The organism is Candidatus Frankia alpina, assembly GCF_902806485.1.
Taxonomy (GTDB): Bacteria; Actinomycetota; Actinomycetes; order Frankiales; family Frankiaceae; genus Frankia; species Frankia alpina.
Genome location: NZ_CADCWT010000170.1, coordinates 1 through 10,815, shown reverse-complemented (window position 1 = coordinate 10,815; position 10,815 = coordinate 1). Strand labels below are relative to the sequence as shown.

The window sequence follows — 10,815 nt, the reverse complement described above, 5'->3', positions numbered from 1 at the left end:
ATGACGGGCGATGGCGACGACAGGGACGGATCTCGATGGCTGACGTCACCTCGTTCTGGTTGGCGGGCAACCGAGCCGAGGGTGCCTCGACGATCGATGTCCACCACCCCTTCGACGACAGCCTCGTGGCCACCGTGGCGCAGCCCGACGCCGAGCAGGTCGCCCGCGCCGTCGCGGCCGCCGTCGAGGTGGCCCCGCGGTTGTCGGCGCTGCCCGCGCACGTGCGGGCCTCGGCGTTGGCGCACGTGTCCAAGCAGATAGCGCAGCGCGGCGACGAGCTCGCCCGGCTCATCACAGCCGAGAGCGGCAAGCCGCTCACCTGGGCTCGGGCCGAGGTGGCCCGGGCAAGCTCGACGTTTCGCTGGGGCGCGGAGGAGGCCCGCCGCTTCACCGGCGAGCTGACCCGCCTCGACACGGACCCGACCGGGGAGGGGCGCCTGGCGTTGAGCCGGCGCTTCCCGCGCGGGCCCGTGCTCGGGATCACCCCCTTCAACTTCCCGCTGAACCTGGTGGCGCACAAGGTCGCGCCGGCGCTGGCGGTCGGCGCCCCGATCATCGTCAAGCCCGCCCCCCGCACGCCGCTGTCCGCGCTGTTCCTCGGTGACCTGCTCGCCGAGACCGACCTGCCCGAGGGGTCCTGGTCGGTCCTGCCGGTCCCGAACAGTGAGGTCACCGGCCTCGTCACAGACCCGCGCCTGCCGGTGGTGTCGTTCACCGGCTCCGGCCCGGTCGGCTGGTCGATCCGCGACGCCGTGCCCCGCAAGCACGTCGTGCTCGAGCTGGGCGGAAACGGCGCCGTGCTGGTCGCGGCCGACTACGCGGCGCCGGGCGACCTCGCGCGGGCGGCCGGGCGCATCGCCCTGTTCGCCAACTACCAGGCCGGCCAGTCCTGCATCGCCGTGCAGCGCGTCTACGCCGACCGGTCCGTCCACGACGAGCTGCTCGGCGAGATCGTCACCGCGGTGCGGGCGCTGCGCAGCGGCGACCCGGCCGACCCGGCCACCGACGTCGGACCGCTCATCGACATCGCCGCGGCTCGCCGCGTCGAGGAGTGGATCACCGAGGCCGTCGCCGCCGGCGGCACCCTCGTCTGCGGCGGCACGCGCACCGGCGCGAGCATCGCCCCGACCGTGCTCACCGACGTCCCCGCCGACGCCCGGGTCGTGCGCGAGGAGGTCTTCGGGCCGGTCCTCGTCGTGTCCGCGGTGGACGGGTTGGCCGAGGGCCTCGCCCGGGTCAACGACAGCGAGTTCGGCCTGCAGACCGGCGTGTTCACCCACGACCTGGCCACCGCGTTCCGCGCCCACCGCGACCTCGCCGTCGGCGGGGTCGTCATCGGCGACGTCCCCTCCTACCGGGCCGATCAGATGCCCTACGGCGGCACGAAGGGCTCCGGCATCGGCCGCGAAGGCGTCCGGGCAGCCATGACCGACCTCACCGAGGAACGAGTCCTGGTCCTCACCGGCCTCGACCTCTGACCACCCGAACCGCCGGCCGTCGACAGGGTACGGCCGGCAACGGTTAGCTGACAGATGACCATCGACCTGCACACCCACTCCACCGCGTCGGACGGCCTGGTCTCACCGGAGGATCTCGTCCGGCTCGCCGCCGAGACGGGGCTGACGGTCATCGCGCTGACCGACCACGACACCACCGCGGGCATCGGGCGCGCCGCCGCGGCGCTGCCCGCCGGTCTCACCCTGGTGCCGGGCGCGGAGATCTCCTGTTCCGTCGACGTGCCCGGCGGGTCGATCTCCCTGCACATGCTGGCCTACCTGTTCGACCCGGCCGAACCCGCCTTCGCCGCGGTTCGGGCGCGGGTCCGCGAGCATCGGGCCGTCCGCGCCCGCAGGATGGCCGACCTGCTGGCCGCCGACGGGCATCCGGTGCGGTGGGAACGGGTGGCGAAGCTCGCCGCCGGGACGGTGGGCCGCCCGCACATCGCCGCGGCGATGGTCGAGGCCGGGCTGGTGCCGACGGTGGCGGCGGCGTTCACCCGCGACTGGATCGGCACCGGCGGGCCATACTGGGTCGGCAAGGAACAGCCCGACGTCTGGCAGACCCTGCGGCTGATCCACGACGCCGGCGGGGTCAGCGTGTTCGCGCACCCGTTCGCCAGCCGGCGCGGGGCGACGGTCGGCCCCGACGTGATCGAGCAGATGGCCCGGGCGGGGCTCGGCGGGGTCGAGGTCGACCATCCCGACCATGACGCCGGCGAACGGCGCCGGCTGCGCGGACTCGCCGCCGAACTCGGCCTAATCCTGACGGGCTCGAGCGACTTCCACGGCAGCAGCAAGCCGCAGGGTCTCGCCGCCGAAACGACCAGCCGTGAGGCATACGAGGAACTCGTCGAGGCCGCCACCGGAGCGGCACCTGTCACCGCGCCGCCCCCGGCCTGACCCACCCGGCGGCGCACCCGCCGCCGACATCAGGCCGCGCTCACCCGCCCGCGCTCACCCACCTGTGGCGTGCCGCCGGGCGCCGTCGTGATCGGCGCACGGTGGGCCGAGCCGCCCGAGCAACTCGGCGAGCTGGTCCTGCTCCGCCCGGCTGAAGTGGAACAGCACGTGCCGGCTGACCCCCTTCAGATGGGTCCCGGAGGCGGCCCGCAGCTGGTCGAGGCCGTGCGGTGTCAGGATGGCGAGCGTGCCGCGGGCGTCGGACAGACAGGTCCGGCGGGCGACCAACCCCTCGCGTTCCATCCGGTCGACCAGCCGGGTCAGCCCGCTGCGGGAGAGCAGCACCGCCTGCGCCAGCTCGCTCATCCGCAGCTCGTGGCCCGGTGCCTCGGACAACTGGACGAGCACGTCATAGGAGGCCAATGGCAGATGGTGGGCCGCTTCCAACTCGGCCTCGAGCACCCGGGTAACGTACGCGTGCGCCTGCAGCAGCCCCCGCCAGGCTCGCATGCCGCGCTCGTCGACCCAGTCCGCGTCGGTCTCGGAGCTGGCGCCGATCACCTCTTCGACTGCCATCGCGTCCTCCCGCTGCCGCCTCGATCAGCCTATGCCGTGACGTGCCCCCGCCGGCTGCTCCGCCCGGCACCGGCGGACGCCGCGCCTCCGGGAAATCCTGGTCACCGCGACGGGTCGATTTCCGAGTCGGATGCCCGACAGGTCCGCCGAACTCACGGGCCACACTGGTCGGCAACCACCGGTACCGACGGATTCATCCGGATCCTGGCACCCGTGGCTCACAGCTGGCCGGCGAGCCAACGCTGACGAGCTTTCCGCGGGCTATCGTGGAGTCAACGGCGGCTTCGAGGGCCGCATCTGATGCCAATCAGTGACTGAGGTTTCCCTTGTCTCCATCCCGGCCTTCCTCCGACGCGATCCAGTCGGCTCTGGCGACGGTGCACGATCCCGAGATCGGCCGCCCCATCACGGAGCTGGACATGGTCTCGTCGGTCCACGTGCTCGACGACGGCTCGGTTGACATCACGGTGCTGCTCACCGTGTCCGGCTGCCCGATGCGAGATGAGATCATCAACCGCGTCAGCCGCGCCGTCAGCGCGGTGGAGAGGGTGCGCGAGGTCCGTGTCGACCTGCAGGTCATGACGGACGAGCAACGCACCGCCCTGCACACGAAGCTGCGCGGCGGCGTCGCCCCCAAGATGATCCCGTTCGCCCAACCGGGCTCCATGACCAGGGTGTACGGCGTCGCCAGCGGCAAGGGCGGCGTCGGCAAGTCCTCGATCACCGTGAACCTGGCGGCGGCGATGGCCCGTTCGGGCCTGTCCGTCGGTGTGCTCGACGCCGACATCTACGGCCACTCCGTGCCGCGGATGCTGGGCATCGAACGCCCGCCCACACAGGTCGAGAAGATGATCATGCCACCCCAGGCGCACGGCGTGCGGGTCATCTCCACCGGCATGTTCACCCGTGGGAACGAGCCGGTGACCTGGCGCGGACCGATGCTGCACCGTGCGCTCGAGCAGTTCCTGTCCGACGTCTTCTGGGGCGACCTCGACGTCCTCCTGCTCGACCTGCCGCCCGGCACCGGCGACATCGCCATCTCCCTGGCCCAGCTCGTGCCCTCCTCCGAGCTGCTGGTGGTCACCACCCCCCAGCTCGCCGCGACCGAAGTCGCCGAGCGCGCCGGCACCATCGCGGTGCAGACCCGGCAGAACGTCGTCGGCGTCGTCGAGAACATGGCCTGGCTGCCCTGCCCGCACTGCGGGGAGCGCGTCGATGTCTTCGGCTCCGGTGGCGGCGCCGCCGTGGCCGAGCGGCTGACCAGAGTCCTCGGCCACGACGTCCCCCTGCTCGCGCAGATCCCGGTGGACGTCCGCCTGCGCGAGGGCGGCGACAACGGCGTCCCCCTCGTCGTCGCCGAGCCGGACAGCGAGGCCAGCAAGGCCCTGCGCGCCGTGGCCAACCGTCTCACCTACCGTTCCCGCGGTCTCGCCGGCCGCAGCCTCAACCTGACCCCCGCCGGTCGCTGAGGCGCCCAGCAAAGCACCGCCTGCGCCGACGGGCGGCCCCGCTCCCCTACCGGGTGGAGTGGGGCCGCCCGTCGGCTCGTGCATCGGCGTCGGCTCGTGCATCGGCGTCGGATGCGCGTGAAAAGCGCCCACCCACGGCGGTCGAAACGCGGTGACGCAACTGCGGCCGCAGGGCCCTTTGGCTCAGGTGGCGTCGGGGTCGAAGGGGGCGACGTCCGGCTGGGCGGTGGGCTGAGGCGGGACGGCGCGGGAGGCGGTCGTCTTGGGGGGCGACGACTTCGACAGCAGCGCGGGCGTCGACGGGGCCGACGGCGCGGGGGTGTCGTGGCGGCCGGCCTCGCGGGCGGCATCCTTCGGCAGGGCGGACTTCGTCAGCGACGGGGTCTCGGGCGCGTCGTCGCCGAGGAGCAGCGCGTCCAGCGCGGTCCGCTTCGTCAGATACGACGGCAGCGGGGGCTCGTCCTCGAACAGGTGCTTGCGGACAAAGGTCTTGGGATGCAGATCCCGGATGTCGAGATCGGCGAATTCTGGACCGAGCTCGGACCGGAGATCATTGCGCATGCCGTTGGCCATCTGCCGGAGTTGGCGCAGCATGCGCCCCGCGTCCCGAGCCGCCTTGGGCAGCCTGTCCGGACCGAAGACGAACAGGCCGATCAGCAGCAGAACTGCGACTTCACCCCACCCGACACCGTTGAACATCGGCCGAGCGTACCTCTCCCGTTGTTGCCGTGCGGAACTCCTGGGCAACGAGAAGATGTCCAATGCTCAGTTCCGTTGTTCCTGGAGCGTCATTTGGGCGGTTGCGGTGACACCGCCGCGCACATAGGTGACGGTGACCTTGTCGCCTACCCGGTGCAGCCGAGCCGCCACGAGCAGATCATTCGTCCCGCGGATCGTGTTCGCGTCGATCCGGGTGATGACGTCGCCGGCCCGCAGTCCGGCACGAGCCACCGCGCCGTCGGGAACGAGGCTCACCAGCCGGGCACCGGGAACCCCACCGGTCGCCGTCGCCTCGCCCGCAGTGACGGTGGCGGCCGAGGCGCCGACGTAGGGATGGGTGGCCCGACCGGTCGCGATGAGCTCCTGGACGACGGACCGCGCGAAGTCCACCGGGATGGCGAAGCCCACGCCGATGCTGCCGCTCTGGGCCTGCTCCTCGTGGCCGGGCACCGCGGCGATCGCCGCGTTGATCCCCACGACCTGCCCGAGCGCATCGAGCAGCGGGCCACCGGAGTTCCCCGGGTTGATCGCCGCGTCGATCTGGATTGCGCCGATGAGGACCGTGGTGGCGGTGCCGTTCTCGGCCGGCACCGTCGGATTGCGGTCCAGGGCGCTGACGACACCTGTCGTCACCGTCCCGGACAGGCCCAGCGGCGCGCCGATGGCGACGATCGGCGCCCCGACCACGAGCGAGCCGGACTGGCCCAGCGTCGCGGCGGGCAGTGGCGTCGGCGCCGGAATGCGCAGCACGGCGAGGTCGGTCTGCGGGTCCCGCCCGACGACTTGGGCCTGGATCTGACCGAACTCCTGGTAGCGGCGCACCGAGATCGGACTGCCGTTGGCGACGGCGGACGCGATGACATGGTTGTTCGTGAGGATGTAGCCATCCGAGCTGATGATCACTCCGGAGCCGGTGCCGCCGCTGCCGTCGTCGCCGGCCCCACCGACGTCGACCGTGACCACCGTGGGCAACGCGGCCGCGGCGACCGCGGCGACCGTGCGGCGGTCCGTGACGGGAGCCGGGCTGCCGACACCAAGCGTCTTCACCGGCTCGACGCTGGTGTCACCTGTGGTGATGGCGACGGCCAGGCCGCTGATCACACCGCCCGCCAGCCCCGCGACGAGCATGCACACGAGCAGCACCCGCCAGCCGAGGACGACCGGGCGCCCCCCCAGCCTCGCGCCGCCACCCGACGCTGACCGCCGCGCCGAGAATGCGGGCGCCGCGGCGCCGCCGTCCTTGTCGTCCTCGTCGTGATAGCCAGCACCGCCGGCACCGCCAGCCCACGGGTCCGGCTTCGCGTCCCCGCCGGGACCGGCGATGCCGACGCGCCGAGCAGGCCGAGCGGGCCGAGCAGGCCGCAGGGCCGTCACCGATCCGATACCCCGGGCGGACTCCCGAGCCGGCGCGACGGTCGCCCCCGACCCGGTACGTCCGCTCGGAGCCGACCTGGATTCGGCGGCCACGGTGACGTTCCCTGCTGCCTGCGCGGTGAGCGCCCGGCTTCCCGAGGCATCCGAGGTCGACATCGAAGGCCGTTCCACCCTGGTCTCAGCCGCCGTGGCATCGGTACTACCAGCGCCACCAGCGCCACGGCCGGAATGCCGCCCGCCCTCACTCGGCGGGGGCACCGGCGGCCGGCGGGCCGACGGGCGCGCCACGGGAGTCGGCGCTGCCTGCTGCGACCCGGCCGTATCCGGCCCCACGGCATCCGGAGGCGGACCCGCGGCGCCGTCGGCGGGCATCTCGTCGAACACCTCGAGTCCGTCCGGTGCGTCGGAGGCGCTCGCTCGCGCCCCGGCGCCGCCCCTGGCGGGCAGCGCGCCGCCGGTCAGCGGCAGCGCGTCGCCGTCGGTCGACGTGACGCCGTTGGACGTCCCGGCCACACGTGTGCGCTCAACATTGCGCACCGGGCCGCCTCGGGCCGCCGGCCCAACTCGACTCGCCGGCGCGGTCCCCTGCGTCGACCCGGTCCCCTGCGCCGGCGCAGTCCCTGTGGTCGACGCAGTCCCCGTGGTCGACGCAGTCCCCGTGGTCGGCAGGGCCGCCTGCACCGGTACTGCCCCCGCGGACGGTGCGGACCGAGCGCCCGGCGCCGGGCCGCGCACGGACGGCTTCGGGACGATGCCCGCGGACGGCTCGGCGGAGGGTGGCCGGCCGGGCGGGACCGCTGCCTTGAAACTGCGAGGCGGCGGGCTGGTCGGCATCGCGGCCGAGGTCGACGGGATCGTCGTCTCGTCGCGGGCGTCGTGTTCGAAGGGCCGCCGGTCGGGGTCCCGCTCGCCCGGAACCACCGAGGGCCCGGCTCCGTCGGCGCGAACGGTCGGAGCGGCAGGAGCGGCAGCAGCCGGCGAGACGACGGCACTGTCAGCAGCAGCCGAGACGACGGGACGGGCGGGAGCGGCAGGATCCGCAGGGCTGCCGACCTCGGCATGACCGGCGGCGGGTCGCCCAGCGGCCCGACCTGCCGGACCCACCCGACCTACCGGACCTGTCCGACCTGCCGGAGCTACCCGACCTGCCGGAGCTGCCGGAGCTGCCGGAGCTGCCGGAGCTGCCGGCTCGGTGGGCACGTGATCGGCGTGGTTCGAACGGCCGGACGGCTCGTCAGCGCCGGAGCGTCGCCCGGCGGCCTCATGATCCTCGACAGGGTCGGTCTCACCGCACCCGGACAGGGCGGACGGGTCGATGACCAGGGGTGATCGTTCGAGGCGCCGCGGCCTGCTCGGCGTGTCGACCGGATCCATGCTGACAATCGCCGCCTTGTTGTCGCTGCCGTCCACCACGACCTCCCGACTCGCTCGTCGCGCGACACGGCGGAACACCGGCAACCGGTTCCATCCTGGGAGGCCCCGCGCAACGACCCCGAGCGGGTTACACGGTAAAGCCTCAGATCAGAGCAGAGGAGACCTCTACCGCTGAACAGCCGAAAAAAGCTTTTTAGGTATCGGTTAGTAGCATCCGCCCGTCGCCCGGACGGGGGTGAAAGCGCGGACGGTCCCTGCTGCTCCGCACGTCGACCTCCACGTGCGGGCACCCCCGGAAGGGAACTCGGGGCAGTACGGATGCGGCCGGCGCATGCTTGGCGGGGGAGCAAATGTTTCGGCGGCGTTCAGTACGCGTCACCGGCAGGTACACGGGAGCGCGACGTCAACGGTGCAACGACACCTTCATCGGCGCGAACATGGGGATCAGTCGCAGGAAACCACCGGTTGAAGAGCCCGGAGCGACCACGGAGGAAACGGTTGGCACCGCGATGGGACCGTTCGGACGCGCACTGCCCCGGCCGTCCGCGACGGCAGCCCCGGTGACGGCGAGCATCAGCAGCGCGGCGGAGCCGAGCAGCGTGCGGCGCATACTCGAACGCTTTTGGACGGGCCGCGGGGGTGGCGGCGGCGGCCAGCGAAGCCGATCACCCGTTCGGCCTGGCCCGGCTCCCGGCCGGCGAGCGGCGCCCCGACGCGGCGCGACCCTGGCGCCGTGCCCAGTCCCGCCGGGCGATTCGGGGGCTCTGCGGCGCGTTCCGCCCCGGGAGGCCACCCGGCCGGCGGCCGTCGAAGCCGCACGGGCGGGCGGAACGGCACCCGCGGGCCGCGCGCCTGCGCCTGCAGCCACGCCACCGAAACCCGGCGGGGAGCGGCGACGCTCCGGCTCGGGGTGGGCCGGGCCTGCCATCCCGGCGCCGATGCGCAGCAGTCGGTCGGCGACGTTCTCGGGCAGCGCCGGATCGCCGAGCGCGACCAACCTGGCCTTTACCTGGCGAAGCGCCGCCACCTCACGCTGGCAGTCCCCGCAGCCGGCGAGATGCGCGAGCGCACGATCCCGCGCGCTGTGATCAAGCTGGTGATCGATGAGGGGCGAGATCCGGTCGCCGAGATGCTCGGTCACGCGGGCCGCTCCGCGGGAGCACCACCCTTGCTTCCGGCGGGCACGCCTCCACGCCGCCGCCCGCCCCTGGCACGGCCATCGTCACGGTTTCGCCGTGAGCCGGGCGGGGCGGCCGACTGACCAGATTCGGCACCGGCGGCACCGGGCGCATCGACCCTGCCGGCCGGGGCCGCGGGACTGGCATACATGTCGTCTGGGTCCTCGGCGGCGGCGATCAGCACGGCGCCGTCGGCGGTGCGGGGCGCGCGGTCCGCCAGCGCGGCCCGCAGCATCGCCCGTCCGCGCGAGATACGGCTGCGGACCGTGCCGAGCTTCACGCCAAGGGTCTGGGCGATCTCCTCGTAGGAGAGCTGTTCGATATCGCACAACACCACGGCGGCCCGAAAGTCGGGTGGCAGCGCCGCGAGCGCCGCCTCAACATCGGCATCGAGATGGGCCTCGGCGTAAACCGCCTCGGGGCTCGCCTCACGCCCGGCCAGGCGCTCGGTGTCCTCGGGCAGCGCGTCGAAGCGAATCTTCTGCTGCCGCCGCATGCGATCGAGGAAGAGATTGGTCGTGATCCGGTGCAGCCAGCCCTCGAAGGTGCCGGGCGTGTAGTCCGCCAGGGACCGGAACACGCGCACGAAGACGTCCTGCGTGAGGTCCTCGGCGTCGTGGGCGTTGCCGGTGAGACGGTAGGCGAGCCGATAGACCCGGTTGCCGTGCTCACGGACCACGTCCTCCCAAGACGGAGGCACCCAACCGGAAGCATCTGTGGTGGTGGCGGCGGCGCCGGCGGCGGAACCCGCCCCGGAGTCCTGTGCAGCCACGGCCGCCTCTCGGTCGGTTCGCGTCGAACGTACCCGACGAGCCGGCCAGGGAGCGGCGAATCCCGCTGCGGACACCGATGTTTCTCCCCTCGTTCCTCGACACGATGCGCGTTGACCAGATGAACGCGCCTCTATGCTCTCCCGTTCCCGTAGGCTGCGGATGTCATGCCGGACACCGAAATCGGCGAGCTCGACTCCGCCGCCGCCTACGCCGAGGGCTTCCTGTTGGAAGACCCGATCCTTCGTGCTGCCCGCGCCCGCGCCGAGGAGGTCGGGATCGTCCCGGTCAGCCCCGGTGCCGGTGCGGTCCTGCGCTTCCTCGCCGCCGCAGTGAGTGCCCGCGCGGTCGTCGAGATCGGTACAGGTACCGGAGTCTCCGGTACCTGGCTGCTGCGCGGGATGCGGCCCGACGGAACCCTAACCACCATCGACGTCGAGGCCGAGCACCTTCGACTGGCGCGCCGCACCTACGCCGACGCCGGAATGGCGCCGGGCCGCAGCCGGCTCATCACGGGCCGCGCGCTCGACGTCCTCCCCCGCCTCACCGACGGCGCCTACGACCTGGTGTTCTGCGACGCCGACCGGCGTGAGGGCACCGAGTACCTCACCCAGGCGCTACGGCTGCTCCGCCCGGGTGGAGTGGTCGTGTTCGCGGGCGTGCTGGCCGAGGGCCAAGCCGTCGACCCCGGTGCCCGCGGTCCGGATGCGGTTGCCGTCCGCGAGCTCGCCACCGCCGTGCGCGACGACGTGCGGCTCACCCAGATGCTTCTCACCACCGGCGGCGGCCTGCTGATCGCGGTGGTCGCCAAGTCCTCACCGGTCGGATAGCCCCGCGGGGGTGGCGCGGGTGTGCCCACGCGGGCCAGTCGGCCGGCCGATGGCCCGCCAGCCACTCGCCCGACGCGGCGGCCAGGGTCGTAGATTGACGTCCTCCCCGGCCTGAAGGCCGGGGA

General features: G+C 73.0%; 9 protein-coding genes. 4 read left to right on the top strand and 5 right to left on the bottom strand.

Annotation, left to right across the window (positions count from 1 at the left end; translation table 11 throughout):
- Positions 1–35: 35 nt before the first annotated feature.
- Positions 36–1,478, top strand: a complete 1,443-nt coding sequence (locus G6R25_RS16895) for an aldehyde dehydrogenase family protein (protein ID WP_163553763.1) — start codon at positions 36–38, stop codon at positions 1,476–1,478.
- A gap of 54 nt (positions 1,479–1,532) precedes the next feature.
- Entirely contained in the window at positions 1,533–2,399 is an 867-nt protein-coding gene (locus G6R25_RS16890; RefSeq protein ID WP_163553762.1) for a PHP domain-containing protein, read from the top strand.
- A gap of 54 nt (positions 2,400–2,453) precedes the next feature.
- On the opposite strand, the gene G6R25_RS16885 is transcribed toward G6R25_RS16890, so the two are convergent.
- Positions 2,454–2,975: a MarR family winged helix-turn-helix transcriptional regulator gene (locus tag G6R25_RS16885; RefSeq protein ID WP_163553761.1), complete on the bottom strand. Its 522-nt coding sequence runs from the start codon at positions 2,973–2,975 to the stop codon at positions 2,454–2,456.
- 326 nt (positions 2,976–3,301) lie between these two features.
- On the opposite strand from G6R25_RS16885, the gene G6R25_RS16880 reads away from it, so the two are divergent.
- Entirely contained in the window at positions 3,302–4,444 is a 1,143-nt protein-coding gene (locus tag G6R25_RS16880; RefSeq protein WP_163553760.1) for an Mrp/NBP35 family ATP-binding protein, read from the top strand.
- A gap of 183 nt (positions 4,445–4,627) precedes the next feature.
- Here G6R25_RS16880 and tatB read toward each other — a convergent pair whose 3' ends face one another.
- From tatB to sigE, 4 genes are all read right to left on the bottom strand, one after another.
- On the bottom strand, positions 4,628–5,143 hold the full coding sequence (gene tatB / locus G6R25_RS16875; RefSeq protein ID WP_163553759.1) for a Sec-independent protein translocase protein TatB: 516 nt from the start codon (positions 5,141–5,143) through the stop codon (positions 4,628–4,630).
- Between the two features lie 66 nt (positions 5,144–5,209).
- On the bottom strand, positions 5,210–7,075 hold the full coding sequence (locus tag G6R25_RS16870) for a trypsin-like peptidase domain-containing protein (RefSeq protein ID WP_235948772.1): 1,866 nt from the start codon (positions 7,073–7,075) through the stop codon (positions 5,210–5,212).
- 1,240 nt (positions 7,076–8,315) lie between these two features.
- Positions 8,316–9,053 carry an anti-sigma factor family protein gene (locus tag G6R25_RS16865; protein WP_163553758.1) on the bottom strand — a complete coding sequence of 246 codons (738 nt, stop codon included), beginning with the start codon at positions 9,051–9,053 and terminating at the stop codon, positions 8,316–8,318.
- Positions 9,050–9,862 carry an RNA polymerase sigma factor SigE gene (gene sigE, locus G6R25_RS16860; protein WP_235948769.1) on the bottom strand — a complete coding sequence of 271 codons (813 nt, stop codon included), beginning with the start codon at positions 9,860–9,862 and terminating at the stop codon, positions 9,050–9,052. The genes G6R25_RS16865 and sigE overlap by 4 nt, the downstream gene beginning before the upstream one ends.
- A gap of 165 nt (positions 9,863–10,027) precedes the next feature.
- Here sigE and G6R25_RS16855 point away from each other — a divergent pair, with 165 nt between their 5' ends.
- A complete protein-coding gene (locus G6R25_RS16855; protein WP_136448387.1) occupies positions 10,028–10,690 on the top strand; it encodes an O-methyltransferase in 663 nt (220 codons plus the stop codon).
- Positions 10,691–10,815 lie beyond the last annotated feature (125 nt).